31 protein-coding genes and 1 tRNA gene are annotated in these 25277 nt (G+C 63.1%); 24 read left to right on the forward strand and 8 right to left on the reverse strand.

The window, feature by feature from the left end:
• Position 1: 1 nt before the first annotated feature.
• Genes Q6E04_RS05100 through Q6E04_RS05145 form a run of 10 tightly spaced genes read left to right on the forward strand, consistent with a single transcriptional unit; the run spans position 2 to position 7214 of the window.
• Positions 2 to 1432: a hypothetical protein gene (locus Q6E04_RS05100; RefSeq protein WP_303249726.1), complete on the forward strand. Its 1431-nt coding sequence runs from the start codon at positions 2 to 4 to the stop codon at positions 1430 to 1432.
• Positions 1432 to 2505, forward strand: coding sequence for a hypothetical protein (locus Q6E04_RS05105; RefSeq protein WP_303249727.1), 1074 nt, complete (start codon positions 1432 to 1434; stop codon positions 2503 to 2505). Before Q6E04_RS05100 ends, Q6E04_RS05105 begins: the two co-directional genes overlap by 1 nt.
• Positions 2502 to 3905, forward strand: a complete 1404-nt coding sequence (locus Q6E04_RS05110) for a hypothetical protein (RefSeq protein ID WP_303249728.1) — start codon at positions 2502 to 2504, stop codon at positions 3903 to 3905. The genes Q6E04_RS05105 and Q6E04_RS05110 overlap by 4 nt, the downstream gene beginning before the upstream one ends.
• Positions 3906 to 3914: 9 nt before the next feature.
• Positions 3915 to 4202 (forward strand): hypothetical protein, encoded by a 288-nt coding sequence (locus tag Q6E04_RS05115; RefSeq protein WP_303249729.1) that lies wholly within the window; start codon positions 3915 to 3917, stop codon positions 4200 to 4202.
• Complete coding sequence (locus Q6E04_RS05120; protein WP_303249730.1) at positions 4199 to 4645, forward strand: hypothetical protein; 447 nt, start codon at positions 4199 to 4201, stop codon at positions 4643 to 4645. The genes Q6E04_RS05115 and Q6E04_RS05120 overlap by 4 nt, the downstream gene beginning before the upstream one ends.
• An 8-nt stretch (positions 4646 to 4653) precedes the next feature.
• Positions 4654 to 4896 carry a phage holin gene (locus Q6E04_RS05125; protein ID WP_303249731.1) on the forward strand — a complete coding sequence of 81 codons (243 nt, stop codon included), beginning with the start codon at positions 4654 to 4656 and terminating at the stop codon, positions 4894 to 4896.
• Positions 4889 to 5644, forward strand: a complete 756-nt coding sequence (locus Q6E04_RS05130; protein WP_303249732.1) for an N-acetylmuramoyl-L-alanine amidase — start codon at positions 4889 to 4891, stop codon at positions 5642 to 5644. Before Q6E04_RS05125 ends, Q6E04_RS05130 begins: the two co-directional genes overlap by 8 nt.
• Positions 5645 to 5658: 14 nt before the next feature.
• Positions 5659 to 6165, forward strand: coding sequence for a hypothetical protein (locus Q6E04_RS05135; protein WP_303249733.1), 507 nt, complete (start codon positions 5659 to 5661; stop codon positions 6163 to 6165).
• A 4-nt stretch (positions 6166 to 6169) separates the two neighbouring features.
• On the forward strand, positions 6170 to 6796 hold the full coding sequence (locus tag Q6E04_RS05140; protein WP_303249734.1) for a hypothetical protein: 627 nt from the start codon (positions 6170 to 6172) through the stop codon (positions 6794 to 6796).
• A gap of 4 nt (positions 6797 to 6800) precedes the next feature.
• Positions 6801 to 7214, forward strand: a complete 414-nt coding sequence (locus Q6E04_RS05145) for a hypothetical protein (protein WP_303249735.1) — start codon at positions 6801 to 6803, stop codon at positions 7212 to 7214.
• On the opposite strand, the gene Q6E04_RS05150 is transcribed toward Q6E04_RS05145, so the two are convergent.
• Complete coding sequence (locus tag Q6E04_RS05150) at positions 7211 to 7999, reverse strand: hypothetical protein (protein ID WP_303249736.1); 789 nt, start codon at positions 7997 to 7999, stop codon at positions 7211 to 7213. The genes Q6E04_RS05145 and Q6E04_RS05150 overlap by 4 nt on opposite strands.
• 77 nt (positions 8000 to 8076) lie before the next feature.
• Here Q6E04_RS05150 and Q6E04_RS05155 point away from each other — a divergent pair, with 77 nt between their 5' ends.
• Together Q6E04_RS05155 and Q6E04_RS05160 are read left to right on the forward strand one after the other, a co-directional pair.
• Positions 8077 to 8361, forward strand: a complete 285-nt coding sequence (locus Q6E04_RS05155) for a hypothetical protein (protein WP_303249737.1) — start codon at positions 8077 to 8079, stop codon at positions 8359 to 8361.
• 1 nt (position 8362) lies between these two features.
• On the forward strand, positions 8363 to 9685 hold the full coding sequence (locus Q6E04_RS05160) for a radical SAM peptide maturase, CXXX-repeat target family (RefSeq protein WP_303249738.1): 1323 nt from the start codon (positions 8363 to 8365) through the stop codon (positions 9683 to 9685).
• 89 nt (positions 9686 to 9774) lie between these two features.
• Here the strand turns inward: Q6E04_RS05160 and Q6E04_RS05165 are convergent, their stop codons facing one another.
• The 4 genes from Q6E04_RS05165 to Q6E04_RS05180 all read right to left on the reverse strand — a co-directional run bounded on the left by Q6E04_RS05165 (position 9775) and on the right by Q6E04_RS05180 (position 11870).
• On the reverse strand, positions 9775 to 9957 hold the full coding sequence (locus Q6E04_RS05165) for a hypothetical protein (RefSeq protein WP_303249739.1): 183 nt from the start codon (positions 9955 to 9957) through the stop codon (positions 9775 to 9777).
• A 158-nt stretch (positions 9958 to 10115) separates the two neighbouring features.
• Positions 10116 to 10250: a hypothetical protein gene (locus Q6E04_RS05170; RefSeq protein ID WP_303249740.1), complete on the reverse strand. Its 135-nt coding sequence runs from the start codon at positions 10248 to 10250 to the stop codon at positions 10116 to 10118.
• A 190-nt stretch (positions 10251 to 10440) separates the two neighbouring features.
• Positions 10441 to 11418 (reverse strand): RelA/SpoT domain-containing protein, encoded by a 978-nt coding sequence (locus Q6E04_RS05175; RefSeq protein ID WP_303249741.1) that lies wholly within the window; start codon positions 11416 to 11418, stop codon positions 10441 to 10443.
• Complete coding sequence (locus Q6E04_RS05180) at positions 11415 to 11870, reverse strand: Panacea domain-containing protein (RefSeq protein ID WP_303249742.1); 456 nt, start codon at positions 11868 to 11870, stop codon at positions 11415 to 11417. The genes Q6E04_RS05175 and Q6E04_RS05180 overlap by 4 nt, the downstream gene beginning before the upstream one ends.
• 536 nt (positions 11871 to 12406) lie before the next feature.
• Between Q6E04_RS05180 and Q6E04_RS05185 the strand changes: the two genes are divergently transcribed.
• Complete coding sequence (locus tag Q6E04_RS05185; RefSeq protein WP_303249743.1) at positions 12407 to 13492, forward strand: TerC family protein; 1086 nt, start codon at positions 12407 to 12409, stop codon at positions 13490 to 13492.
• Between the two features lie 88 nt (positions 13493 to 13580).
• Here the strand turns inward: Q6E04_RS05185 and Q6E04_RS05190 are convergent, their stop codons facing one another.
• A complete protein-coding gene (locus tag Q6E04_RS05190; protein WP_303249744.1) occupies positions 13581 to 14486 on the reverse strand; it encodes a diacylglycerol kinase family protein in 906 nt (301 codons plus the stop codon).
• An 84-nt stretch (positions 14487 to 14570) separates the two neighbouring features.
• Here Q6E04_RS05190 and rnd point away from each other — a divergent pair, with 84 nt between their 5' ends.
• From rnd to Q6E04_RS05205, 3 genes are all read left to right on the forward strand, one after another.
• Positions 14571 to 15719, forward strand: coding sequence for a ribonuclease D (gene rnd / locus Q6E04_RS05195; protein WP_303249745.1), 1149 nt, complete (start codon positions 14571 to 14573; stop codon positions 15717 to 15719).
• Between the two features lie 284 nt (positions 15720 to 16003).
• Positions 16004 to 16342, forward strand: a complete 339-nt coding sequence (locus Q6E04_RS05200) for a hypothetical protein (protein ID WP_303249746.1) — start codon at positions 16004 to 16006, stop codon at positions 16340 to 16342.
• A gap of 1 nt (position 16343) precedes the next feature.
• Positions 16344 to 17873, forward strand: coding sequence for a hypothetical protein (locus Q6E04_RS05205; RefSeq protein WP_303249747.1), 1530 nt, complete (start codon positions 16344 to 16346; stop codon positions 17871 to 17873).
• Between the two features lie 224 nt (positions 17874 to 18097).
• Here the strand turns inward: Q6E04_RS05205 and Q6E04_RS05210 are convergent, their stop codons facing one another.
• Positions 18098 to 18574: a hypothetical protein gene (locus Q6E04_RS05210; RefSeq protein WP_303249748.1), complete on the reverse strand. Its 477-nt coding sequence runs from the start codon at positions 18572 to 18574 to the stop codon at positions 18098 to 18100.
• 55 nt (positions 18575 to 18629) lie between these two features.
• Here Q6E04_RS05210 and Q6E04_RS05215 point away from each other — a divergent pair, with 55 nt between their 5' ends.
• The 8 genes from Q6E04_RS05215 (at position 18630) to Q6E04_RS05250 (ending at position 23856) form a co-directional block, all read left to right on the forward strand.
• On the forward strand, positions 18630 to 18836 hold the full coding sequence (locus Q6E04_RS05215; protein WP_303249749.1) for a hypothetical protein: 207 nt from the start codon (positions 18630 to 18632) through the stop codon (positions 18834 to 18836).
• 9 nt (positions 18837 to 18845) lie between these two features.
• Positions 18846 to 18920: transfer RNA gene (locus tag Q6E04_RS05220), tRNA-Lys, on the forward strand.
• 119 nt (positions 18921 to 19039) lie between these two features.
• Positions 19040 to 19465 carry a hypothetical protein gene (locus Q6E04_RS05225; RefSeq protein WP_303249750.1) on the forward strand — a complete coding sequence of 142 codons (426 nt, stop codon included), beginning with the start codon at positions 19040 to 19042 and terminating at the stop codon, positions 19463 to 19465.
• Positions 19466 to 19930: 465 nt separating this feature from the next.
• A complete protein-coding gene (locus Q6E04_RS05230) occupies positions 19931 to 20626 on the forward strand; it encodes a zinc metallopeptidase (protein ID WP_303249751.1) in 696 nt (231 codons plus the stop codon).
• A gap of 2 nt (positions 20627 to 20628) precedes the next feature.
• Complete coding sequence (gene xseA / locus Q6E04_RS05235) at positions 20629 to 21948, forward strand: exodeoxyribonuclease VII large subunit (protein ID WP_303249752.1); 1320 nt, start codon at positions 20629 to 20631, stop codon at positions 21946 to 21948.
• A gap of 9 nt (positions 21949 to 21957) precedes the next feature.
• A complete protein-coding gene (gene xseB, locus Q6E04_RS05240; protein ID WP_303249753.1) occupies positions 21958 to 22212 on the forward strand; it encodes an exodeoxyribonuclease VII small subunit in 255 nt (84 codons plus the stop codon).
• A gap of 75 nt (positions 22213 to 22287) precedes the next feature.
• Positions 22288 to 22632: a histidine triad nucleotide-binding protein gene (locus tag Q6E04_RS05245; protein ID WP_303249754.1), complete on the forward strand. Its 345-nt coding sequence runs from the start codon at positions 22288 to 22290 to the stop codon at positions 22630 to 22632.
• A gap of 21 nt (positions 22633 to 22653) precedes the next feature.
• Positions 22654 to 23856, forward strand: coding sequence for an acetate/propionate family kinase (locus Q6E04_RS05250; protein ID WP_303249755.1), 1203 nt, complete (start codon positions 22654 to 22656; stop codon positions 23854 to 23856).
• A gap of 167 nt (positions 23857 to 24023) precedes the next feature.
• Here Q6E04_RS05250 and pta read toward each other — a convergent pair whose 3' ends face one another.
• Positions 24024 to 25013, reverse strand: coding sequence for a phosphate acetyltransferase (pta, locus tag Q6E04_RS05255; protein WP_303249756.1), 990 nt, complete (start codon positions 25011 to 25013; stop codon positions 24024 to 24026).
• Between the last annotated feature and the right edge of the window lie 264 nt (positions 25014 to 25277).

The following is a 25277-nucleotide window of genomic DNA, read 5'->3' on the forward strand; positions in this document are numbered from 1 at the left end:
CTTGCTCGAGAACGTGACGATCGAGCCCGCCGACGGATACGCGAACGGCGTCCGGCTCGTGTCGGGCGCCGCGCCCGTCTCGCCGTCGCTTCGCTGGGCGACGTGGTACGGGCTCGACGCGAACAAGACCTTCCGCTTCGAGTTCCGGTGGACGGGCATTCCGAAGGGCGGCACGGGCGAGGGCGAAGGGATGTACACGCCATGGTCTCAGTGGAAGACGACCGAGCACGCCGCCGATTCATGCGGCCCGACCACGTCGAAAGCCGACGACATGTTTCACTGGTCGATAGCGCTTTCGCGGATCGCGGACGTGTCGACGATGACCGGGAACGGCGTCTGGAGCTACGAAAGCCGCGAATACGACCAGATAAAGGCGGAGGTCCGCATCACGTCCGTCAAGCCAGGAGGGTACCAGGACGACCAGTGCTCCGTGTACACGTTCTTCATCGGGGCGTATCCGAAGTTCTCGGTTGACGACATGTACATGCAGGGAGACTGGCTCGTCATCGCATATTCCGCGCCGGGATGGACCCGCAAGGACGACCGTTGGGAGATCCTGTCGTTCACGAAGGGCGGGCGAGACGTGCTCGCGCGCTCGTGGGGCAACCAGGCGGGCAAGGTCGACAGGTTCGGCTGGGTGACCGTGCCGAAATCGGCCCTGCAGCAGCTTCTGCAGGAGGGCGACAGCGTGAACCTCCATATACGCTGGAACGCGGCGTACCGCGACATCCAGCTCGAATGGGGCGAATGGTCGGGCCAGGTCGCGGTGTCGGGCAACGGCTCGGCGAACAGGCCGACGGGCGGCGTCGTGGTGAACCCCGACGGCTCCATCTCCGTCGGCGTCGGCGACTCCGGCCAAGGCGGCGGTCCGATCGACTCCTGGCAGGTCACCATCCAAGGCGGCGGCACCGAGTTCGACAGCGCCGAGGCCGACAAGCTCTCGCCGACCGTCATGCTGCGGTACCCGCCGCTGGACGTCCCCGTCACGATCCAGATCCAGGGGTCTACCGCGACGGGCGGAACGGGCGGCATCGTCGAGCAGACGGTCACGGTGCCGTCTCGGGGCGTCGCCCTGCTCGACCCCGTGGACTCCACGGGCGAGCGCGTCGGCAGGCAGGTCAAGGCCGCCTATAACCTCGAATGGGACCGCGGCGCGTCGCGAGACAAAGAGGTGGTCAAATTCGCGGGACGCCCGCGTCCGTCCGTCGCGTTCGGCAAGGGCGGCGAGGCGTCGGTGACCGCCAAGTGGTCGGTGCCGTGGGACGGCAAGGCGACGCTCGCGGACGTCCGCGCCCTGGGCGACGCGGGATACGTCGTCGCGAGGTTCCCGGGAGGCGAGCGGTACCTGCTCGCGGTCGATTCGGTCAAGACGGCGGAATCGTGCGGCAGCAGGGTCACCGAGGCCAGCATAAGCGGCCAGGAGGTGGTCTGATGCTCGTGCCAGACGCGGACTGGGGTCGCTCGGGGCGCGTCGATACGTACGAATGCCGCCTCGTGGACCCCTTCACGCTCGCCGACAAAGGCCCGGTTGCCATCGACCCGCGCGGCTCGTCGGTCACGTGGGCGCTCTACACCGAGACCAAGGCCTCGGCGACCATCGCCGTGCTCGACGACCTCGCGAAGGACTCGATGCTCAGGCTGCGCCACGTCGTCGAGGTCGGCGGCGAGCGCTACGCCGAGACCATGGGGACGTTCTTCGCCGCGTCGAAGTCGATGAAGGCGCTCCACGGCCGCGCGTCGCGCTCGATGGACTGCTACTCGACGCTGCTGCGCCACTCCAAGGACTACCTGCAGCAGGTCCACACCTACGCGCCGGGCGACAACGTGTCGGCCATCATCCGCGAGATCGTAGAGGCCGACGGCGGGGTCTTCACGCTCGGTCCCGGCGCTCCGACCGACCGCGTCCACACGATGGACATGCACTGGGAGGCGGGCGTCAACAAGCTGGAGATGGTCGAGAAGCTCGCGGGGTGGATCGGCGGCGAATTGTCGGCCACCGACGCGGGAGAGGTGCAGCTTTCGGCGTACGTCGCGCCGTCCGCCCGACCCGTCTCGTGGACGTTCGAGGCCGGGCGCAACTGCATATACCGCCCCGGGTTCGTCTCGTCCGAGGACGAGGGCGAGGCCTACAACAAGGCGGTGTTCTGGACGTCGACCGACGAGGAATCGGCAAGCGCCGCCGCCGTCCTCGCTCCTACGCACCCGTTCTCGTACGAGCGCATCGGGCGCCACGTCACCTACGTCGAGCGCGTCGGCGAGGCGCTGCCGCGCGAGGAATTGCAGGCGAAGGCGGCGGGGTGGCTCGAAGAGCACTGCGGAGGCGCGGTGTATTACGAGATAGAGCACGCGGGAGTGCCGGGCCTGCGCCCCGGCATGGCCGTGAGGTACGTCAACCGAGGCGACTACGCAGCGCCTGTCGATTCGCTGTGCCTGGTCACCGAGATGGCCTGCGACGAGCTGGCGCCCATGTGCATGACGAGGACGAAGATGAGGTCGATAGGATGAGGACGAGGAGAGAGCACGGCGCGCTGCTGTACGGCGGCTCGTCCGGCGGCGGCCGGGGCTACGGCGGCGGCGCGGGTGCGTCTGCCGGCGCCTCGGTCGCGCGCGGCACCGTGGCGGGCGACACCCGCCTCGACGGCGGGCGCATGGTCGCCGACATCCTGGTGGACGGCGATTCGGAGCCGGGCGCCTACGCGGTCGACTTCGCGATGAAGGCGGGGCAGCGCGTCGCGATCCTCATGTTCGGCGCGCAATCGCTCGTACTGCCCATCTCGTCCCTGATACTCCAGCAGGCCGACGAGAGCGCCGAGGGCAAGATCAACGACGCCAAGACGGAGCTGGAGACCTCGATCGACACGAAGGGCGAGGCCGTCAAGGCAGAGGCCGTCAGGCAGGCCACGGCGTCCGCGAACGGCGAGGTCGCCAAGGGCATCGAGGCGTTCTCGCAGACGGTCGCCGCGACCTACACCACCAAGGACGAGGCCAAGTCCTTCGCGACGTCGAGCGACCTCACGCAGACCGAGCAGGACATAACCGCCACCTTCACGAAGTCCCTGAACGAGAAGGGCAAGACGTTCGTCGGCAAGCCAGCGCCGCCGTATTCGCGCGGGGACGTGCGCGTCGAGCCGGCCGAGGGCCGCTGCTACGTGTGCACGACGGCGCGCGCCTCGGGCTCGTTCCGCGAAGCGGACTGGGCCGAGCACGACGCGTTCGTGTCGGCGTTCGTGCGCCAGGACTACGAGGGCGTGACGGTCGGCAAGTCGCAGAGCCAGTGGAAGGCGCGCCTGTCGACGCGCGGCACGTTCGACGTGCTCGACGCGTCCGACGCCGTCGTGACGCAGGTCGGCACCGAGAGCGCGGGGGCGTACATGACTACCGCCAAATCGGCGCTCACGATGCGGAGCCAGGCCGGCGACGCCGTCGTGACGGTCGGGAACGGCCACGTGGACCTGTCGTCGTCGGCGGGCGCGCGCGTGTCCGGCGGAGGCGGCGGGGTCCCGATGGCGGCTGCGGCGCTTCGCGGGACCGTGCTCGGCGGCGTCTGCCTGTACGCCAATTCGAGCGGCACGACGGGGACCGTGAGCCTGTCGCGCGAGGTGTCCCTGTTCACGGCCGTCGACATCCATTTCGCCGACGACGCGGGGAGGCTTTCGGCCGTCCGCGTTTGCGGAAACCCGTCGGGGTCGGGCGTCGGCAGAATCAAGAACGGGACGAGGTCCTGCCTGTCGCGCGCCGTCGGCAGCGGCGCGTACAACGCCGCGTACATCTCGGCCGAGTACGTCACGCTCACGGGATCGACCATCACGAGAGGCGACGCGAAGCAGGCGAACATCACGGGGAACAGCGTCGTGACCGTCGACGGCGCGCACTACATCCGCGCCGTCATAGGCTGGATGCTTTAGGAGGTGACTATGGCGCTTTCGAAATCTTTAACGCTCGAAAACGGCTTAGAGGTGTCGTACCACCGTATCGTATCGGTCGGATGCGTGACGAACGTCCAATCGACCGTCGAGGTCGCGTCGTGCCCGTCGCGCGAGGCGAGGGAGCGCGAGAAAGACGGCGGCGGCTGCTATGTCTGGACGACGTGGCACGTGCTGCCCTACACGCCCGGGATGAGCGTCGTGGACGCGTACGAGTACCTCAAGACGCTGCCGGAGTACGAGGGCGCGGAAGACGTCCTCGAGGAAGGGGGTGCGTGATGGAGCCGACCGGCGAGTTCTGGGCGAGCGTCGGCCAGTCCGTGGCCCATTCGAGCGGCGAATGGATCGTCGGCGTGGCGGGAATCGTCGCGCTCGCGTTCGTGGTAGGAAAGTACGTCCTGCCCGTGTGGCGCGACGCGAAGAACGCGGCGAGCGAGATAGACAAGCGCCGCCTCGAGCTGGACGTCAAGAGCCAGGCCGACGAGGACGCGCAGGCGCGCGACCGCATCCGCCTCACCGAGCGGCAGCTCGAGATACAGGCGGGCCAGACGCGCGCCATCGAGGCGCTGACGGCCCAGACCACGGCGCTCAACGCCGCGCTGGACACGAGCCGGGCGAACTCGGCGCACATGGGCCAGCGCGTCAACGCGATCGACGAGCGCACGGCGCGCATCGAGGCAGGCGTCGTGGAGATCATCGACATAGCCAAAGCGAGGGACTAGGAGGAATCATGGACGAGAACGACATCAGCCAGGCTCCCAGGTACTGGCTCCCCGACCGCGCCTACCAGGCGCTCAAATGGATCGGCCTCGCGGCCCTGCCGACGCTGTCCTGGACGTACCAGGCGCTGGCGGCCGTGTGGTCGCTGCCGATGGCGAACGAGGTGAGCGCCACGCTCGGCATCGCCGGCACCGCCGTCGCGGTGCTCATCGGCGCGTCGAGCCTCAAGGCGAGAGGGGGCGGCGATGCCTAGGATGCTCGTCATCCCGGGCCACGGGGCGGGCGACCCCGGCGCGTGCGCCCACGGGTTCTCCGAGGCCGAGCGCGTGCGCGCGCTCGCGTCGCGCATGAAGGCGCTGGGAGGCGACGCCGTCGCTCTGGCCGACTTCTCGCGCAACTACTACGCGGACGGCGGCATATCGTCGCTGTCGCTGCCGCGCGACGTGCAGATCGTGGAGCTGCACATGGACAGCGGCCCGGCGTCGGCGCGCGGCGGGCACGTGGTCGTGAACGGGCGCTACGCGCCGGACGCCTACGACCGCGCCATCGCGTCGTTCCTCGGCTGGTTCATGCCGGGTCGCGCGAACACGGTCGTCGGGCGCACGGACCTCGCTAACCCGAACAGGGCGGCGGCGCGGGGGTATTCGTACAGGCTCGTCGAGTGCGGCTTCATCAGCAACGCGGGCGACCTGGACAGGTTCAATTCGGACATCGACGGACTCGCGGCGGGAATCCTCGCCGCGTTCGGAATAGGGGAAGGAGGCCGGGACATGGCCACTGCGGAAGAGGTATGGCGATACGCCTACGGGGACAGCGACAACTGCTTCAACGCGCTCCACTGGGCGAGCCGCGAGATCCTTCGCAAAGACGACCCGACGGGCCGCGGCTACGAGATGACCACGCACGAGCACGTCAAATGGATGGCGAAGAAGCAGGCCGACATGGACGCGAAGCTCGACGCGATCGCCGAGAAGCTCGACGCGATCGTGCCGAAGGAGTAGCGAGAGGGGGCGCGATGCGGGTTCATCTTGTGAAAGTGCGCGACCGCCGCGCCGACTGCGACGACCTCGACATGGTGCAGGGCTCCGTCGGATGCGACGCCGTCGCGCTCGACCTCGACGCGGAATGGGACGGCCTGACCGTCACGGTCGCGTTCGAGGGGTCGGGCGCGATGCGCACGGCCTCCAAGGGGCCCGACGGCTACGTGGTGCCGTGGGAATGCCTCGCGGAGCCGGGCGCGGTGCGCGTCGGCATAGAGGGCCGCGCCCAGGGGGTGCTGCTCAAGCACGCGAACATGGCGAGGCCGTTCCGCTGCCTGCGCTCGATGGACGCCGGCGAGGCGACGGCCCCGGGCGACCCGACCGAGAGCGAATGGAGGCGGCTCGCCGAGGAATGCCGAGAGGCGGCGGGGCATGCGACGAGGATATCGGCGGGCGACGGGCGTCCGTCGATAGGCGGAAGGACCGGCGACCTGTACGTCGACGGCGAGACGGGCGAGCTCTGGGAGTTCGCGGAAAGGTAGGGAAATGGCTCAGCAATGGGTTCAGAAGGGCAACCTCAAAGGCCCCAAGGGCGACCAGGGCGCGAAAGGCCCCGCGGGCGCGGCCGGCAAGTCGATCCGGCACGCGAAGACCTCGGTGTCCGGCGGCTCCGACGTCGCCTACGGCTCCATCGTCCCCTCCGAGGGCATCCAGGCGGGCGACACCATCGTCGACGCCGACGGCTCGGTGTTCTCGGTCGAATCGGTCAACGGGGGCAGCTCGACCGCGCGAGTTGGCGCGAGACTCGCGAGCGTCAAGGGCCCGCGCGGCGAGCAGGGCGTGCCGGGCAAGGACGGCAAGGGCGTGTCCATCAAGGGATCGAAGCCGTCGGTCGGCGAGCTGCCCGGCTCCGGAAACGCCGAGGGCGACGCGTGGCTCGTCGGCGGCGACATGCACGTGTGGGACGGCTCCAAATGGAACAACGTCGGCAAGGTCCAAGGCCCGGCGGGCGAGCGCGGCCCAGCAGGCCCGGCGGGCGCGGCCGGTCCCGCAGGCCCCCAGGGTCCCGCAGGCCCGGGCGTATCCGCAGGCAGCGGCGCGCCGTCCCAGCAGGGCGTCCAAGGCCAGGCGTACGTCGACGTGACGACGGGCGACTTCTACATCTACGAGTAGCGCCATGCAGTGGGTGAACAAGGGATCCCTCAAGGGGCCCAAGGGCGACCAGGGGGCGCCCGGCGCCCAGGGTCCGGCCGGGCCGAAAGGCGACGCGGGCCCGAAGGGCGACGACGGCCTCGTCCGCGCCTCGGGCGACCCGTCGCGCGCCGTCGGCGTGGCGTCCGACCGGTACGGCCACCTCATCGGCGGCGGCGGCGACCCCGAGGACGAGCGCTACGTGGCGGTCGCGCTCGCGGGGCGCGTCCCCGTCGAGGTCGAGGGCCATGCGGCCGTCGGCGACCTGCTCGCGGCGACGCGGCGCGGCACCGTGCGCGCGGCCGGCCCGTCCGACCGGGGGAGCGTCGTCGGAAAGCTCGTCGGCCCGGACCCCGACGGGCGCGACGGGTTCGCGAACATGCTCGCGGGGGTGTCCTAGATGCCGGGCGAGGCGCTGTCGGCGGCGTCCTTCAACGAGCTGAAGAGGCGCGTAAGGGCCGAGATGGCCAGGAGGAGCCACAACGGCGACCTGTCGGGCCACGTCCCGTCGGCGACGGTCGTGTCGGCCGGGAGCGCGGCGTCGAGGTCGGACGCGTCGCCCGTTTTCGACGCGCTGCTTCGCGTCAACGACTTCGGGTCCGACAACTCGCTGTCGGAGAACAGGAAGGACTGGACGGTGCGCGGCATCGCCGAAGCCGTCGCGTTCGTCGGCAGGCTCGAGGGGGAGTCGCCGACCGCAGGCGCGTCGAGCTGCCGCGCCGCGTGCTCGGGCATGTGCCATTCCGCGTGCGCGACGTCGTGCTCGGGCTGCAGCGGCTGCTCGGGGTGCTCGACGTCCTGCGCGACGAGCTGCTCGTCGTGCTCGGGATGCTCCGGGTGCTCCGGATGCAGCAGCTCGTGCTCGTCGTGCACGTCCTGCTCGGGGTCTTGCGGGACGGGATGCAGCTCGTCCTGCGGGTACGGGTGCGGCTCGGGCCAGAACAAGGGCTGCTCCGGCTGCGCGATCGGGTGCTCGAGCTGCAGCGGGACCTGCCAGGGATGCTCGAGCTGCAGCGGGTGCAGCGGATGCGGAAGCGGGTGCAAGGGGTGCTCGGGCTCGTGCGGCGGGAGCTGCAAGACGTCCTGCTCCGGATGCAGCGGCTGCGGAAGCGGATGCTCGGGGTGCAGCGGGTGCAGCAGCGGATGCAGGTCGGGATGCTCCGGCTCGTGCCTGTCGAGCTGCACAACGTCGTGCTCGGCGACGTGTTCCGGAACATGCTTCGGCTCCTGCGAGGGGTCGAGCGGATAGAGAGGAGCGCCGAATGGCGAAGAAATTCAAGGTCGACCAGGACGTGGTCGACTATCTGGAGCGCCTCACCTACGAGACGCGCGGCAAGATGAACCTGATCGACTACGTCGTGACGGCCCACGCCGCGGACGCCGACGCGTCCGTCGTGGAGGGCAGGCCGTTCGCGAGCCTCATGGCGGGCTACGAGAAGTCCGCCGCCGAGTACGAGGCCGCGAAGACCAGGTTCGCGGAGGACAACGGGATTTCCGGCGAGAACTGGACCATCGATTTCGCGACCTGCGAATGCACGGTGGCGTAGCATGAGGTCGGCGCCGCAGTACCAGGACGTCATCGCCCGGCTGTTCCCCGAGTACGCGAAGGAGGACCTGTCGGGGCTGACGCGCAGCATCACGTTCTGCGTGACGAACGCATGCCAGCTCAGGTGCACGTACTGCTACGAGCACAACAAGGGCGGCGACAGGATGTCGTTCGAGACCGCGAAGAAGTTCGTCGACCTGCTCCTTCGCGAGGAGAAGGGCATGGGGCTGTATGCGAACAAGGAGCTCACCCCCGCGGTCGTCCTCGACTTCATAGGAGGCGAGCCGCTCCTCGAGATAGACCTGATCGAGCGCATCGTCGACTACTTCCAGGAGCAGTGCTTCCTCATGGGGCATCCATGGGGGGAGCGGTTCATGGTCTCGATCTGCTCGAACGGCGTCGCATACAGGGACCCCCGCGTGCAGAGGTTCCTGGAACGCCGTAAGAACGTGCTGTCGTTCTCGGTGACGCTCGACGGGACGAGGGAGATGCACGACGCATGCCGCGTGTTCGCGGGCACCGGGGAGGGGAGCTACGACCTCGCCTACGACGCCGCGACGGATTGGATGTCGCGCGGCAACTACATGGGGTCGAAAGTCACCATCGCGCCCGGCAACGTGGACAGGCTCTACGATGCCTTCTGCCACATGCTCGCGGCCGGATACCGCGACATACACGCAAATTGCGTCTACGAGGAGGGTTGGACGGCCGACCACGCCGCCGAGCTCTACCGCCAGCTGAAGATGATCGGCCGCAAGATCATCGCGGACGGGGTCTCGATGGAGGACCTCTACTTCGCGATGTTCGACGAGGGGCTGTTCGTGCCGATGGACGCGGCCGACAACGACAACTGGTGCGGAGGGACCGGCCTCATGATCGCATGCGACTGGAACGGGAACATCCTGCCGTGCATCAGGTACATGGACATGTCGCTTGCGGGGAAGAGGCCGCCGCTCGTCATAGGCAACGTCGACGACGGGATCCTGCGGACGCCCGAGTGCGCGGCGTGCTGGGAGAGGCTCGGACGCATCACGCGGCGCTCCCAGTCGACCGACGAGTGCTTCTTCTGCCCGATCGCCAAGGGCTGCGCATGGTGCTCGGCGTACAACTACGAGGTGTTCGGCACGGCCGACAAGAGGGCGACGTTCATCTGCCCGATGCACAAGGCGCGCGCCCTGGCGAACGCCTGGTTCTGGCCGCGCTACTGGAAGGCGTCGGGCGAGGGCGGGGAGTACGTCCTGCACGTCCCCGACGAGTGGGCGCTCGAGATAATCGGGGCGGAAGAGCTGGCCGAGATCAAGTCGATGTGCGCCGCGCCCGCCTAGGGGCGTCAGGAAAGGCGATGGGGACTTACCAGGGAACGCGAGCAAGGGGGCGCTTCGGCGCCCCCTCTTTTTTCATGCCCGGATGCGGGCTATTCGCCTTTCGCCCGCTCGTATTCGCGGCGTATCAGCTCGCGCACCCACGCGCCGCTGTATCCGTTCTCGCGCATCCAGTCGTAGACCTCGCGGTCGGCGGGGAAGAACTTCACGGTGACGTTCTTCACGTTGGCGGCGCGGTAGGCGTTGGTGGCCTTCTTCTGGGCTTCGGTGGCCATGGCTATTCTCCGTTCCTCTTCCGGCGGTTCATTCTGTAGATCACGGTCGAGACGATGAACGAGACCGTGAAGGCTATGATTGCGGTCTTCATTGCGCTTTTCCTTTCGTGTAAGATTGGAACGGCGGGGAAGCCGCTCCAACGGCTCCCCCCTGGTTCTTAAGGCCTCCTTGCGTGCTTTCCGGGCTGCTTAGAGGCCTTTCTTCTTGCAACCGCTTCGGCTATGAGGTCCACCGCCTTGCTGACGACGGAGCCGACGATAGCCGAGACGATCGCGGTCATCATCTCTTCCATCCTGCATCACCTCCTTTCTCAACTCGATGTCTATATTATAGGGCAAGTACCATAATAATGCAAGTGGATGCCCTATATTTCTCCGCATCGACCTGGTATTTTCGCCTATGAAAACGCGAAAGACCGCCACGAATGGCGGTCGATGAAACAATCTGGTGCACCCTGTTGTTCGCGCCTATGGCAATTCCGTTCAGCCTATGAAACCCCCGACGAACCTAGTGAACGCCGATATGTCGCCGAAATAGTTCGGATAAGCGCGTTTGATCTGGTCGATCGACGACGCCTTCACCAAAACGTAATTGTGGCAGCCTCCGTCTCTCTCCCTGGAGATGTACTCGTCGACGGCCCCTTGCGCCGGCACTCCCGATATCGACAGGTACTGCTCCTCCGTGTTGAGGTCTACGAGGACGTACTCGTTCGTCTGCAAAGGCGCTTGCTCCGAGATTATGCTGCTTGCTTCGCACGCCGCATCCAGCACCTCTATGACGTGGGCCTCGGATTCCGCTTTCTCCAATTCCCCGCGGATCGCCGAGACGGCCCCGTCGGCCCCTCCCTCTTCGTGGGCGGCTATAAGCTTCGATGCGGCCAGGAAGAATCGCGCGGCCGATGTGCCCTTCTCGTCGTACTTCAGCCTGCTTCTCCCGGTCGCGAGGTCGTACATCTCGACGGCCGTGGCCCATGCGTGCTGCATCGCCGTCCTCACCTGGAGTTCCGCCCACAGGTCCCATCCAAGCGAATCGTCTTCGTATTTGAATATGTAGTGCCTGCATCGATATCCGCTTTGCCTGGGGCTGCCGATGTAGTCCCTGTTCGACGACTTGTCGAGATTGCACCCGTCGAGCGAGGCCGCCATGGAGCAGGCGTTCTCGAACGATTCCATATCGTCGAGAACCACCCTGCATCCGGCTATGTCGTACATCGTCGCGAGATTGCGCGGCGTTCCGTCGCGGCGCAGCTTGTCGACGATCGTGTCGTATTTCTTTATCCGTCCCGCAACCAGTCCGCCTGGTATGCTCCCTGCGGATTCGAACAGGCGTTGGAGCGGGTGCTTGTGCACCTCTCGCCAGTAATTGACTATTTCGACATCTTCGGGGCTTGCCAGGTCTGGTGCCGTCGCTATTCTCTCGCCGGCCCTCTTGATGTCCTTCTTGGAAAACCTTGCAGTCATGAGAAAACGGGGTTGGAAGCTGCCGAAGGGCTTCCGTAGAACGCCTTCATGACGCTCTTCGGAATGACCCTGCTGCACCGCGCGTCGGGGGCGCATCCCGCGCGGGCGTTGAGCCACGGGGCCTCCTTGTGGCTCATATCGCTCAATTGCGAGCCGTTATACTCGCCGAGCCGCGACAGGACGTGGTCGATCGACGCCGCTTCGTCACGAGACGGAGCGTTGCGCTCGCCGAAGGCGCCGCGCGATATGACGAACCTCTTCCTGTGCCTCGAGAAAAGGGCCGGCGACACCGGGCCGTTCGCCCAGGCCTGGAAGTCCTCGGGGAACAGCTCGCTCCCGGTCCTTACGAGGTGGTACGCCTGGCTGTAGAATGCGAGCTTCTGGAGCTTCATGGTGGACAGGCTCCCGCATTCTTCGAGTATGTATGCAGCGACGTCGGTTACGTCTGCCATATCATCAGCTCCTTTCATGCTCGCTGTGTTTATAAAAATGAGTATATTAAACTTCATCTTTGTCTGGCGAAAGGGTGTTTTCGGCGAGCGGCAGGCGGCCGTATATGCGCCGCGTGGACGAAGCAGCCGAGAAACGCGAAGGGGCCGCCGTGGTAGGCGACCCCCGCTTGTCCCCGCCGGACGTGCCGTCGCGGGGACTCTTCGGCGATGTTCTACACGCAGCGCGGCCTCCGTCCTTCAAAGTGTCGAAACGGTGCCGGCATGCCCGACGAGGCTCCATTCCCGGTATGATTCTCGCCGTTGTAAATATCCCAGGCATATCCTAAATGCACGATTATTAGGCCGCTTCGGACGCTTTCGCCGCTTGCAGCTGTCTATAATGCCTGGTCGGGCGCGTGCGCCCCGTCGAGTTTGTCGCCGTCTGTCTTAACGAGACTCATGGTACAGCTCGCGGGCAGCGTGCCCGTATAGTATCGGTTGTGCCGGAGTCGCCGTCATGCACGGGTTCTTGCTCCGGACTGTTTGAAAGGAGCGGAATGGACCTGTCCATTTTCACAACGCCTGAAGCGTGGATCAGCCTCGTTACCCTGATCTTCCTCGAAATCGTGCTCGGCATCGATAATCTGGTGTTCATCTCTATCACCACGAATCGCCTTCCCGTAGAAAAGCAACATATCGGCCGCAAGCTCGGTCTTGCCGGCGCCTTGATCATGCGCATCGTGTTCTTGTGCTTCGCCTCGTATCTGGTGCATATGACCGCGACGTTGTTCACGATTGATTTGGGCGTGTACAACCACGGCTTCTCGATGCGCGACCTCGTGCTTTTGCTGGGCGGCGCGTATCTGATATATAAGGGTATTTCCGAAATCATCGATATGCTGCGTCTTACCGAAGTCAAGGCCGAGCACTCTCACGAGCACAAAGCTTTGCATATGATCACGTTGCCCCAGGCTATCGCGACGATTATGGTCATGGACGTCGTCTTCTCCATCGATTCGGTCATCACTGCGGTCGGCATGGCCGACCACCTGATCATCATGATCATCGCCGTCATGGTCGCCGTCGTCATGATGATGGTTTTCATCGACCCCATTTCCAACTTCATCAACGGCCATCCCGAGATGAAGATGCTCGCTCTGACTTTCATCGTTGCCATCGGCGCGCTGCTGGTGATCGACAGCGCCGGCTTCCACACGGGCATCGAGCTGTTGCACATGCCGCTTGAGAAGCTAATCGTGTACTTCGCCATGGTGTTCTGCATCGTGCTCGAACTTATTCAGATGCGCTACAACAAGAACTTCGTCGATTGGAAGAAGAGCCGTTGGCAGGAGGAGACTGCCGCTCAGATCGAGACCGTTCGAGCCGAGATGCTCGAGCGCATCGAGGAGGAGCGCGCGAAGGCCGCTGGTTCCGTCGATGCCGCCCAACCGGCTTCGACGCAGGCCACCCCGATTTTCATCGGCGGCAACGTTTACATTATGGCTCCCGTCGACGGCGAGGATGCCAAGACGTTTCGAGAGCAGGTGCTCGCCAGCGCGACCGCTCAGCGTTCGCTGAACGAGCCCATTGAAATCGGTTACGAGACGGTCGAGGACGACCGCCCCTCCGATTCCGAGAAATAGCGCCCGACGTAGAAAAGGCGCCCGGTCTCCCGGGCGCCTTTTTCGTGCTTGCACGTGTTCGTTCGTTTGCTAGATGACTGGTGGGCGCTTACTTGAACAGCTCGTATGCCTCGTCCGAGACGATCAGACGGGCGGTCTGCGGCAGGGCGCGCGCGATGAATGGCGTGGTCGTACCGGTCGTTTCGCCGTCGTACTGAATCTCGAATGCCGGGTCGGCCGCCACTTCGATATGCTTGCCGGAATAGATGTCCAGCGCGTCGCCGCGATCGGGGAAGCGGCCGTCACGGTCGAGCATGGCTGCGAACACCGATGGCAGCAGCTCGACTGCGTTTTTCGCCTTCAGCACCACGACGCCGAGTTCGCCGTCACGCGGTTGATTGCAGTGGGTGACGGGAATGCCGAACTGAATCTGAGAGAAATTCACTAGCAGAACGCCCATGCCTTCGGTTTCAACCTTCTCGCCGTCGATGTCGAGCGCGATCTTGGAGTGCTGGGGGGCGATGTTCGAACCTGCGGCCAGGAAATAGGCGACGGGCCCCAAAAGCCTCTTGTTGGGCGCGGCGCTCTCCATGATGGTGGCGTCATAGCCCGCTCCCGCCATGATCATGAACCCGAAGGTCTTTCCATCCCGCTCGATTTCGCCCATGTCGAAATCGAGGGTTTTGCCGCCGCGGGCCAGCTTCGCCAGCGCGTGGGGCTCGTTGGGCTCGAGCAGGTTGAGCGAGAGAAGGTTCGCTGTTCCTGCGGGATAGGGAAGCACCGGCACGCCTGTTCCTCGCAGGCGATAGGCCACGGTGGCGATGGTGCCGTCCCCGCCTGAGGCGACGACCACATCGAAGTCTTCGGCGTCGTCGAGAAGGCGGTCTATCGACGTGGTTCCGTCGGATGAACGCAGGCATACCTCGTCGCCGTCTTCGACGAACGAGCGCATGAAATCGTATACGGATCCTTCGCGGTATCCGGATGCGAGATTGTTGATGATGAGCACTTTCACGGCGGTCGGCCTCCTTTCTTCGCTACCATATTATAATTCCAGCCGCATATTGTTGCCCGATTACCGTGATTCAAAGGAAAAGCGTTGTACATCACCGACCAAAAGCAGTTGAAGCAATTCGTCGAGCGCGCGAAGAAATCGCCGATTCTTGCCGTAGATACGGAGTTTTTGAGGGAGAAGACCTATTGGCCCAGGCTGTGCCTGATTCAGCTTGCCACTGAAGATGAGAGCGTGGCGGTCGACCCGTTCAGGGTAAAGGACCTGTCTCCGTTGGCCGAACTGTTCGTCGATGAAAGGATCGTCAAGCTTTTTCATGCCGCCGGCCAGGACATGGAACTGATCGTCCATGAGATGGGCGTCATTCCCAAGCCCGTCTTCGACACCCAGATTGCCGCATCGCTGCTTGGTGACATGCTTCAAATCGGCTACGGGTCGTTGGTGCTCAACGAATGCAACGTGAAGCTGAAGAAGGCCGACTCCTTTACCGATTGGAGCCGCCGCCCCCTGACCGATTCGCAGATTCAATATGCACTCGACGATGTGATCTATCTGCCTCGAATCTACCGTTCCATGAAGGCGCGCCTCGAGAAGCTCGGACGCCTGTCGTGGCTTGACCGCGATTTCGAGGAATTGTGCGATCCCGAGCGCTACAAGGTCGATCCGTACGAACGATTCAAGCGCCTCAAGCGCGTGAACCAGCTTACGCAGCGTCAGCTTTCTGCGGCCCGCGAAGTGGCTGCGTGGCGTGAAACGGCCGCTATGAAACGCAACATCCCGCGTAAGTGGATCCTGACCGACGAGCAGGTCGTCGAAATCTGCAAGCGCGAGCCCCGCACGCTCGACGAGCTGTTCATGGTCAGGGGCGTCTCCAACGCGCTCAAGACCGATGATGCTCGCCGCGCGCTGGCCGCTTGCAAGCAAGGCCTCGACGTCCCCGAAGAGGAATGGCCCGAGCTGAACAAGTCTTTCAAGAGCGAGCCGAACGTCGATCCTCAGGTCGATTTGCTCTATTCGCTCGTGAAAATCAGGGCGAAAGAGGCCGGCGTTGCCTTCGGCGTGCTGGCGTCGCATGCCGACCTTGCGAAGGTCGTCCGCGGCCATTACGACGAGGTGGATGTGCTCAAGGGATGGCGCAGGCATCTTGTGGGCGAGGAGCTGCTCGCCTTGATGCGCGGTGAGATTATGCTGGGGATTGAAGACGGCATGTTGAAGGTTGCAAAGCGTCGTTCCTAGGTGCGCAAAAGGTACGTTTTGTCCGTTCGATAGGCTTTGTCGGCCTTCCTTTTCCTGAAATCGTCGACGGGAGCGAGACGTAGGGAGTCATTACGCGCGTTTCGATGTGGCGGGGAGCCGCGAAACGAGCTGCTTGCAACAAAGCATTACGGGGCCAAACGGCCGACGCCCTTGATCGGCGTGGACAGTATCCCTGACAACGTGAGGGTGGGCGCGCTGCGACTGGGCGTCCAAGGCGGTCACCAGCGTATCCGCGCGCGTCCGCATGGACGGCTTCGACTTCATTGGCGACTTACTACCGCGACTTGGTGGACGAGGCCATGCACAACGTGGCGCTCATGGCAATGGCCGTGGGCGGCAACACGACGCTTGACGGCCTGACCGACGAGCAGCTGTCGGTGACGCCGAACTTCAGGAACCCCATGAGGCCCAGCCTCGCCGCCACCGCCGACGCGATGGTGAAGATCGCCGGGGTCATGGACGGCTTCGCGCAGACGCGCGAGTTCCTGTCCAACATGGGCTTCACGCCCACCGAGGTCGAGAGCGTCCGCAGCCAGCTGGACGCGGACGCCAACCGCCGCGCGCTGACCGCCATCATGGGCGGCGCGAAGGCGGGCGAGTAGCGTGGCGACGATTCCGCGCGCCGCTCTGGACTTCCTCGCGCAGCAGGTGAACGCGATCAGCGCCGACGCGCAGGCGAAGGTGCTGGAAGTGCTGGAGGCCATCGAGTGGACTCCTGACAACGTGGCCAGGTGCCGGGAGATAGTGGCCGAGGCGCTTGCGTCGGTCCTCCCCGCCTACGCGGACGCCTCGGCCCAGGCCGCCGCAGACTTCTACGACGCTGCCCGCGAGCTGTGCGCGGGCGAGGCGATCGGAGCCGCCGCTCTGTCCAGGCTCGACATGGGCGCCGTGCAGGGCGCCGTGCGCGCGCTCGTGCAGGTCGTCGTGGACGGCGGCGCGAAGGAGCGGTTTGACCGCGAGGTGCTCGGGCGCGTGGACGTCGAGATGAAGAAGGCGGCGGCAAACTCTATCGTCGAGAACGCCGCGAAAGACCCTGCGAAGCCGAGGTGGGCGAGGGTGCCGAGCGGACGCGAGACGTGCCCGTTCTGCCTCATGCTCGCGTCCTTCGGGTTCAACACGTGGTCCAAGGAGGCGGCATCCCACACGCACGCGAACTGCGACTGCCGGATCGTCCCGCAATGGGACGAAGGGTCGGTGGAAGGCTACGACCCCGACGGGATGTACGACCGCTACAACGCGTGCCTAGACGCCATCGGAGGGCGCGACGGCGTTCGCCGCGAATGGGACGCGCTGCCGAAGGAGGAGCGGGACGCGTATGTCGCGAAGCACGGCGGCAGGGCGGGCGACGCGCTCGACGCGTTCCTGAGCAAGCGCGTGTCGGCCGAGATAGGCAGGCGCGACCCCGAATGGTTCATGACGGGCAAGGTGCCAGATACGGATTATTCGCTGTGCCCGCGCGACAGTATTGGAAGGTTTTCCGCTCCCGAAAGCTACGAAAGACATGATCTTATTCTGGTCAGGAGCAAAAACGGCAGACTGGTCGAGCCACCCGAATGGCGTGACCTGTTTGTGCATGACAGCCTGAGAAATAACGGCATAGCTGTGGTAGTTCGTCCGAGCAGCGCAGTGTCGAAAAGCGGAAAGGTCTTGCAAGGGGTGACAAATCCCGACATAGAGATGGATGGCGCAATGTGGGACATTAAGAGCCCGAGGTGCGACAAGCGGGCCGTATTCGCGGGCAAATACGACGAGAAGAAAGCAACCCAGTTTGTAGAGGACGCATTCAGGTCCGCCATTGGGAACTTCAGAAACCCGTATGACTGCGGTTCAATGGCGGGGGCTGGGGACAAAACCGCCGAAACGCGGCTGGTTCTAAGCCTGCGTTACAGAAACGATGGCGTTCCTTTCGAGCACATCGAACGGAGGGCAAGGCTCGAGTCCAAGGCACTTCGCGTAAAAGAATTCATAATCGTGAAGAAAGACGGAAACGATTTTGAGAATAAAAAACGGCTAACCATCTCTCTATCCAGGGTGGTGGTTAGCCGCAGTCGTATTGTAGCACTAGTTTTCACCACTTTTCATTTCATGACTGTCATGCAGGTTCTTCACGATGAAAAAGAGGACGGAAGATAGAGGGGCATTCGCGGTTGACCGCCGCGTCCCTGTCTGGTCTGCTCAACTCGCGATCGGGCCGCGCCAGACGCGAAGGCTCCATGAGGAGCCTTTTTCGTATCTCCGTCATGAAGGGAGGCGATGATGGGCAGGCGTTCATGGCTAATCGCTGTATTGTTGGCGGGGTCGGTCCAGCTTGCGATTGGGTTCGCATGCGGATTCGCGCTCAAGCATTTCCTGCTATGCTAGCCGACGAGAACGCCTAGAAGCGTTCCGACTATGCCGAGGGCTCCGCCGATGGCCGTGCTCACGGACGCTACGACGACGTCATGTCTCCATTGCGCCTTTCTTTCAAGCTCGGCGTCGCGCGAACGCTGGTCGTGCTTTTCGACGGCCCAGTGCGCCATCGGGAGGAGCGCGACGCATCGGCCGCCCGCTTCGACGGCGGCGAGGCCGAGTCTGTTGAACTCCGCATACATCCCGCTGACCTTTTCCCCGCCTGCGGCGATTCGAGCCGACGAGTATTCCATCAGGTCGCTTTCATGCTCTATGAGCTGCCTTAGCGCCTCCACTTCTTCCGACGTGAGTGCGTCAACGTCGATCGGAGCGCGCTTGCGCTCGGCCTTCTGCTCGCTCGCGGCTTTTCCGCTCGTTTTATCGAGGGACTTCACCGCCGAAGCGATTGAGTCGAGCTTCTTTTCCATTCCGGAGAACTGGTTCATTTGACACCTCCATCTGTACCTGAAAGATTATGCCCTAACGCGAAAGGATGAAGACATGGCGAAAGATTTTAAATCTGGCATGGACCCGCTCAGCGTCCTGATGGTCGGCCTGCAAATTCTTTTCGTGGGTCTGAAGCTCACGGGGCAGATCGGGTGGCCGTGGCCGCTCGTGCTCGCGCCGTCTATTGCGTACGCGGTGCTTTTCACCTTGGTTTTCGCCGTCGTCCTGGCGACCGAGGTCTACGACAAGGCGAAGAGATAGCCAATACGCCGGGGCGTGGCGCAGCGGATAGCGCGGCGGCCTCTTAAGCCGCACGTGCGGGTTCGAATCCCGCCGCCCCGGCCAATCTACGAGTGAATCCAGCCCCGCACGGGGCTTTTTTCATACATGGCCGCCCCCGGGCGGCCTTTTCCATGCCCGCACGGGCGAGACGAAGCGCCGCACGGCGCAGGAAGGGGGCCGACATGCCCGAAGAGACCATCGAGGCCGTGGAGGCCGCGCAGGATGCGCAGGAGCCGCCCGCCGTGGACTGGCAGGCGAAGTACGAGCAGGCCGTCGCGCAGTCACGCAAGTGGGAGGAGCGCAGCAAGGCCAACGCCGACAAGGCCAAGGCGTACGACGCGCTGGCGCAGCAGCAGGCCGACGCCCAGGCCCTGACAGTGACCGCCGAATCGATCGAGCGGATCAAAGACCCGCCGGTCCGTATCCTCGACGTGGGAGAGCGTCAAAAATATGCGGTTATCTGTCGCGTATCGCTGTCCTGCTGTGTCTGGTCTTGTTGGGCTGCACCTGGAGATGCTTTCACGCGTCCGCTTCGGCGAGGGGACCTCACGGCGAACTGTTGCTCTCTTTGCGGTACTTCGATTTGGCGCGCTTCTGCGCATCGCTGACTGCCACCGCGCCCCCTTCCTCGTTTATGCCGTGGGATTCGAAAGATTCAGGCGGAGCCGCGTTTTCGGACGCTTCCATCCGAATCGCCATTCCTTGAACCTGATGGCGAACCGGATCGCAACTTCATCGAACTTTTCTTACCGCTCCTCTTTTCGATAGGTCTATTCGAAAGAAAGCGGCTCTAACCCCATCGCACGCGCCGTTTCGTGGTATCGTCGGCTCCCTCGTGACGCTTCTTCGCATGGTTTTTATGCGTTGATGTGCCAAACTGCATGCCAAGAAATGCGCCACTTCCTGAAAATGTCGGTTTTCGGCTGCGTAACGGGGGCGTTATGTGACGTGGCAATGAAATATGGCGTTTCAGGTTACGAATCGGACACGCTAGGCGCGAGGGTACTTTTGTTCGATTACAATTACCGACCGACACAACCAACGGCCGGTTCGAGTTCGAGAAGGAGCATCTAATGCCCATAGTTTCCGGAGGCATGGGCCTCTATTTCGCCGTTATGATTCTGACGCTTGTCATCGGTGCCGGCGCTCAGATCTACGTTACCAGACAGCTGAAAAAATACAGCCATGTTCCCAGTTCGTACGGCATCACCGGCGCCGAGATGGCCCGTCGCATGTCGATCGACAGCGGAATCCCCAACGTTGCCGTGCATCGCGGCGGCCCGAACCAGGATTTCTTCGACCCCCGTTCCAACTCCGTTACGTTGGGAACCGATTCATATGCCCAGTACAGCATCACCGCAGTCGCTACCGCCGTGCATGAGATGGGTCACGCCCAGCAGTATGCCGAGGGCTATGCGTTCATGAAGTTTCGCAGCGCTCTCGTGCCTGTTGTGAATTTCTGCTCCAATGCCTGGATGATCATCTTCATGCTCGGCTTGGTCATGGGCGCCGCCGGCGGAACCGCCATGATGAAGATCGGCATCGTCATGTTCGCCGCCGTTTTGCTGTTCCAGCTAGTTACGCTGCCTGTCGAATTCGACGCCTCGCGTCGCGGCCTTACGTACCTGCAGGCTTCGGGCATGAACCAGGCCGAGCTGTCGGGTGCGTACTCCGTTCTGCGCGCATGCGCCCTGACGTATGTCGCGGCCGCTTTGACGGCTTTGCTGCAGCTTCTTTACCTTGTGTTGTCCACGCGTTCGGAAGACTAATCATGTTGCTCTCTCAAGCGTCCTCTCAAGGATCAGCTCGGAAAGAGGCCGCGTCCTCGCGGCCTCTTTCCGTTTCGGAAGCCATGCAGGCTGCGAAGAGTTCTCTCGAGTCGCTTACACTCACGTTGATCGGCGAAGTTTCCGAGGTCAATGCCAAGGCCGGCTATAAGGCGGTGTATTTCACCGTGAAAGACGCCGGCGCGTCGCTTCCCTGCATGATGTGGCTCAACCGATACCGCCAGTCAGGCGTGAAGCTCGAAGTGGGGCAGCGGGTCGAGCTTACGGGCCGTTTCACGCTCTATGCACCGAAAGGCCGGATGAATTTCGACGTCTTTTCGGTGTCGGTATCAGGTGAAGGCGAGCTGCGCCGCCGCGTCGCAGAGCTTGCGCGAAAGCTCGAGCAGGAAGGGCTTATGGATCCGGCCTGCAAGCGTTCGGTTGCGCATATGAACGCCCACGTGGGTGTGGTCACGTCCCCGCGCGGCGATGCTGTTCATGACGTGATGCGCACGATGCGCAGGCGTTTTCCGCTCACGAAGCTTTCGCTTGCCGGCGTCGCGGTGGAAGGCGCGAATGCGCCTGCGGGCATGATCGAAGCCCTTCGCGCATGCGTGCAGGCTGGATGCGAAGTCATCCTGCTTGTGCGTGGCGGCGGTTCTTTCGAAGACCTCATGCCGTTCAACGACGAAGCGCTTGCGCGGGCGATCGCGGCGTGTCCCGTGCCGGTGGTGACGGGCATCGGTCACGAACCCGACACGTCGATCGCCGACATGGTCGCCGACGTGCGCGCCTCTACGCCTACTGCGGCGGCCGAGCGTGTGACTCCCGAGGCAGAGGCCGTCTGTCGCGAGCTGGCATCCCGCCAGGCGGCGATGGGCAAGGCGTTCGAGCGCACGGTGGGTCGAGCGCAGGCTTCGCTCGGCCGCTATGAGACGCGGCCGGTGTTCAAAGACCCGCACCAGCTGTTCGCCACGGACCTCATGACGGTCGATATGCTGCACGAGCGCCTTTCGCGCGCTTTGCCTGCAAGTCTGGAAAAGGATCGGGAGGCCTTGGTTCAGATGGCGGCTCGTCTTAGCCGTCGGGGTACCGGCATACTCGACCCGTTTGAGCATGCACTGGCGCTGCGCGCCGGCAGGCTGCACGACCTTTCTCCTTTGCAGGTCCTCTCGCGCGGCTACGCTATGGCGCAAGATTCCCAGGGCCGTGTGATCTCGAGCATCGAAGCGGTCGCTCCGGGCGATGAAATCGACGTATCCATTTCAGACGGCGTGCTTCGATGCACGATCGACGATATTGCCGCATCGCGTGCGGCGGAATAGGAAGGCATCATGACCGAAACCGCTCCTCGTCCTACTGACCAGATGAGCTTCCGCGAAGCCATGGCGGAGCTTGATCGCACGGTCTCCGTTCTCGAAAGCAACACGCTCGAGCTCGAGGATAGTTTGAAGTCCTACGAATACGGCGTCGCTCTGCTTGCCGACTTGAAGAAGCGCCTCGCGGACGCGCAGCAGAAAGTGGATGTGCTTATGGGCCAGCTCGACGCTCCCGCCGACGATGCAACCACTGACACGACTCTTTCTTAGGCTCTCGATTTTTTCCATTACACTGTCATGCGTTATGCGTGGTAGAAGAAGTTGAAGAAAGGCGGTATACATACTATGACGGATTGCATTTTCTGCAAAATTGCCGCTGGTGAAATTCCCGCAACCGTGGTTTACGAAGACGACCGCGTCATCGCGTTCGATGACCTGTCGCCTCAGATGCCTGTCCATACTCTGATCATCCCGAAGGAGCACCACGACAATATCGGAGACGATATTCCGGACGACCTGATGGGATATCTCTTCAATACCGTGAAAAAGGTCGCCGAGCTCAAAGACATCGCCTCGTCCGGATATCGCGTTATCGTGAACACCGGCGACGACGCTCAGCAAAGCGTCCATCACATCCACGTCCATGTTCTCGGCGGCGCGCCGATGAACTCAGGATCTCCTGCCCTGTAAGCTCGAACACGGGAGTATCACGTGAAAATTCTCGTCATCAACGCAGGTTCCTCTTCGCTGAAATATCAGCTTGTCGATACCGAACAGGATAAAGTGCTCGCCAAAGGCCTGTGCGAACGCGTAGGTAGTAAAGATTCCTACATCAAGCACGGCGCCGACAAGGACGAGCGCATTTTCGCGCAGTACATGGCAGACCATGAAGAGGCGCTGAGGATCGTTTTCGAGGCCCTCATCCATAGCGAGCGCTCTACGATCACCTCGATCGACCAGATCGACGCCATCGGCCACCGTATCGTGCATGGCGGCAACTACTTCGATTCTTCCGCCTTGATTACTCCTGAAGTAATCGAGAAGATCGAAAGCCTCTGCACGCTCGCGCCGCTGCATAACCCGCCCGCGTTGAAGTGCATTCGTGTGTGCGAGCGCCTGGCTCCTAATCTGCCGCAGGTTGCCGTGTTCGACACGTCGTTCTTCCAGTCGCTTCCGCCGGCGGCGTATATGTACCCGCTTCCGTACGAGCTGTGCGAAAAGCATCAGATTCGCAAGTACGGCGCGCATGGCACGTCGCATCGCTATATCGCGTCCCGTTGCGCCGCACTGATGGAGCGTCCGCTCGAAGATTTGAAAATCATCACGTGCCATCTTGGTAACGGCTGCTCCATTTCGGCTGTCGACCATGGCACTGCGGTCGATACCTCGATGGGCTTCACGCCTTTGGACGGCCTGATGATGGGAACGCGTTGCGGGGCCATCGACCCGGCCATCGTTCCGTTCCTCGAGGAGGCCGAAGACCTCACTCCTGCTCAGATCAATGAAATCATGAACAAGAAGTCGGGCCTTCTGGGTGTTTCGGGTATCAGCAACGACATGCGCGATGTTCGCAAGGGCGCCGAAGAGGGTGATGAGCGCGCTATTCTTGCATACGAGATGTACGCTCACTCCATTCGCAAGTACCTCGGCCAGTACATGATCGAGATGGCGGGCGTGGACGCCATCGTCTTGACGGCCGGCGTCGGCGAGAACTGCGACCGCATGCGTCGTCTTGCGTTCGCGGGCCTGCAGCCGCTCGGCATCATCCTCGACCAGGAGAAGAACCGCCGCGACTACCACGGCAAGGAGCGCTTCATCTCGAGCGACAACTCCCCGGTCAAGATCATCGTCATTCCGACGAACGAGGAGCTTATGATCGCGCAGGATACCTACGAGATCGTTTCCAAGCTTTAATCGCTTCGGGGAAATCGCCATATCGGGAAGCGGGCTTCGGCCCGCTTCTTTTTGCCCGCTAAGCCTATCTTCGCGCAAAAAAACGCCGGCTCGATCGTGCGAGTCGGCGTGTTCGTTATCCAGCTGCGCCTTGGATGGGCGCTCATCAGGTATTTCGCTATGAAATTTTATTCGCCCTGGGCCTGAACGGCGGTGATGGCCGCGACGCCGAGAATGTCGTCTGCGGTGCAGCCGCGGGAAAGATCGTTCATCGGAGCGCCGAGGCCCTGAAGAATCGGGCCGTAGGCTTCGGCCTTGGCCAAACGCTGAACGAGCTTGTAGCCGATGTTGGCGGCGTCGAGGTCGGGGAACACGAGGACGTTCGCCTTGCCTGCGACGGGGGAGTCAGGAGCCTTCGACGCAGCGACGCTCGGGACGAGCGCTGCATCGGCCTGCAGCTCGCCGTCGATCGCGAACTCGGGCGCCTTCTGCTTCGCGAGTGCGAGCGCCTCGGTCACTTTCTCCGTGTCGGCGTCTTTGACGGAGCCGTAGCTCGAGTGGGAAAGCATGGCCACGCGCGCCTGGCCGCCGATGACTTTTTCATAGGATTTCGCCGTGGCGACGGCGATTTCGGAGAGGTCCTCCGCGTTAGGCTGGATGCATACCGCGCAGTCTGCGAACATGAAGGTTCCACCGTCGCCGAATGCGCATTCGGGAACCTCCATGACGAAGAATGAGCTCACGAGCTTGCTACCAGGGGCGGTCTTGATGATGCGCAGCGCGGGATGCAGGACGTCCTTGGTCGCATGGCATGCGCCGCCGACCAGGCCGTCGGCGCGGCCGGTCTTCAGGAGCATCGTGCCGAAATACATGACATCGTCCATGAGCTTATCGGCTTCTTCGGGGGTCATCCCTTTAGCCTTGCGCAGTTCGAACAGGCCCTCGGCAAGCTCTTCGCGCAGCGGGTCGTTCGTGTTGTCGATGACGCGCACGCCGTCGAATTCGAAGCCCTTCTGGGCGATTTCGTCGGGGTTGCCGATGACGATGACGTCGGCGATTCCCTGGTCGACGATTTTCTGAGCTGCTTCGAGCACGCGATCGTCATTTCCTTCAGGAAGAACGATGGTCTTCTTATCGGCCTTCGCACGTTCGATCATGGTGTTGAGAAACGCTGCCATGGACGCTCCTTTCGTTGTCAGATTTCACCGCGTGCAATGATAATGCACGCGCGTACGTTCTATTCGTGATAACGAGGGAGCGCCGTTCATTTTCGGCTGTGCGGCATCGCCGTTGTTGCATCGTTGCCGTTTTTGTCGGATGGATATTGCGCCCGAAAGCTCTCAAAGCATGCAGAGGAAAGATCGAATGCTGAATTTCGTATGGTTGTCCAGTCTCGTTGGTAAAGGCAATACGCGCCTCTACGTATAATAATCAGGTTGTAT

This window comes from uncultured Slackia sp. (assembly GCF_959608125.1).
GTDB lineage: Bacteria > Actinomycetota > Coriobacteriia > Coriobacteriales > Eggerthellaceae > Slackia.

Coding starts and splice junctions, on each gene's coding strand:
- Q6E04_RS05105 (WP_303249727.1), top strand. CDS start 1,432: ATGCTCGTGCCAGACGCGGACTGGGGTCGCTCGGGGCGCGTCGATACG.
- Q6E04_RS05110 (WP_303249728.1), top strand. CDS start 2,502: ATGAGGACGAGGAGAGAGCACGGCGCGCTGCTGTACGGCGGCTCGTCC.
- Q6E04_RS05115 (WP_303249729.1), top strand. CDS start 3,915: ATGGCGCTTTCGAAATCTTTAACGCTCGAAAACGGCTTAGAGGTGTCG.
- Q6E04_RS05125 (WP_303249731.1), top strand. CDS start 4,654: ATGGACGAGAACGACATCAGCCAGGCTCCCAGGTACTGGCTCCCCGAC.
- Q6E04_RS05130 (WP_303249732.1), top strand. CDS start 4,889: ATGCCTAGGATGCTCGTCATCCCGGGCCACGGGGCGGGCGACCCCGGC.
- Q6E04_RS05135 (WP_303249733.1), top strand. CDS start 5,659: ATGCGGGTTCATCTTGTGAAAGTGCGCGACCGCCGCGCCGACTGCGAC.
- Q6E04_RS05140 (WP_303249734.1), top strand. CDS start 6,170: ATGGCTCAGCAATGGGTTCAGAAGGGCAACCTCAAAGGCCCCAAGGGC.
- Q6E04_RS05145 (WP_303249735.1), top strand. CDS start 6,801: ATGCAGTGGGTGAACAAGGGATCCCTCAAGGGGCCCAAGGGCGACCAG.
- Q6E04_RS05155 (WP_303249737.1), top strand. CDS start 8,077: ATGGCGAAGAAATTCAAGGTCGACCAGGACGTGGTCGACTATCTGGAG.
- Q6E04_RS05160 (WP_303249738.1), top strand. CDS start 8,363: ATGAGGTCGGCGCCGCAGTACCAGGACGTCATCGCCCGGCTGTTCCCC.
- Q6E04_RS05165 (WP_303249739.1), bottom strand. CDS start 9,957: ATGGCCACCGAAGCCCAGAAGAAGGCCACCAACGCCTACCGCGCCGCC.
- Q6E04_RS05170 (WP_303249740.1), bottom strand. CDS start 10,250: ATGGAAGAGATGATGACCGCGATCGTCTCGGCTATCGTCGGCTCCGTC.
- Q6E04_RS05175 (WP_303249741.1), bottom strand. CDS start 11,418: ATGACTGCAAGGTTTTCCAAGAAGGACATCAAGAGGGCCGGCGAGAGA.
- Q6E04_RS05180 (WP_303249742.1), bottom strand. CDS start 11,870: ATGGCAGACGTAACCGACGTCGCTGCATACATACTCGAAGAATGCGGG.
- Q6E04_RS05185 (WP_303249743.1), top strand. CDS start 12,407: ATGGACCTGTCCATTTTCACAACGCCTGAAGCGTGGATCAGCCTCGTT.
- Q6E04_RS05210 (WP_303249748.1), bottom strand. CDS start 18,574: ATGAACCAGTTCTCCGGAATGGAAAAGAAGCTCGACTCAATCGCTTCG.
- Q6E04_RS05215 (WP_303249749.1), top strand. CDS start 18,630: ATGGCGAAAGATTTTAAATCTGGCATGGACCCGCTCAGCGTCCTGATG.
- Q6E04_RS05225 (WP_303249750.1), top strand. CDS start 19,040: ATGCCCGAAGAGACCATCGAGGCCGTGGAGGCCGCGCAGGATGCGCAG.
- Q6E04_RS05230 (WP_303249751.1), top strand. CDS start 19,931: ATGCCCATAGTTTCCGGAGGCATGGGCCTCTATTTCGCCGTTATGATT.
- xseA (WP_303249752.1), top strand. CDS start 20,629: ATGTTGCTCTCTCAAGCGTCCTCTCAAGGATCAGCTCGGAAAGAGGCC.
- xseB (WP_303249753.1), top strand. CDS start 21,958: ATGACCGAAACCGCTCCTCGTCCTACTGACCAGATGAGCTTCCGCGAA.
- Q6E04_RS05245 (WP_303249754.1), top strand. CDS start 22,288: ATGACGGATTGCATTTTCTGCAAAATTGCCGCTGGTGAAATTCCCGCA.
- pta (WP_303249756.1), bottom strand. CDS start 25,013: ATGGCAGCGTTTCTCAACACCATGATCGAACGTGCGAAGGCCGATAAG.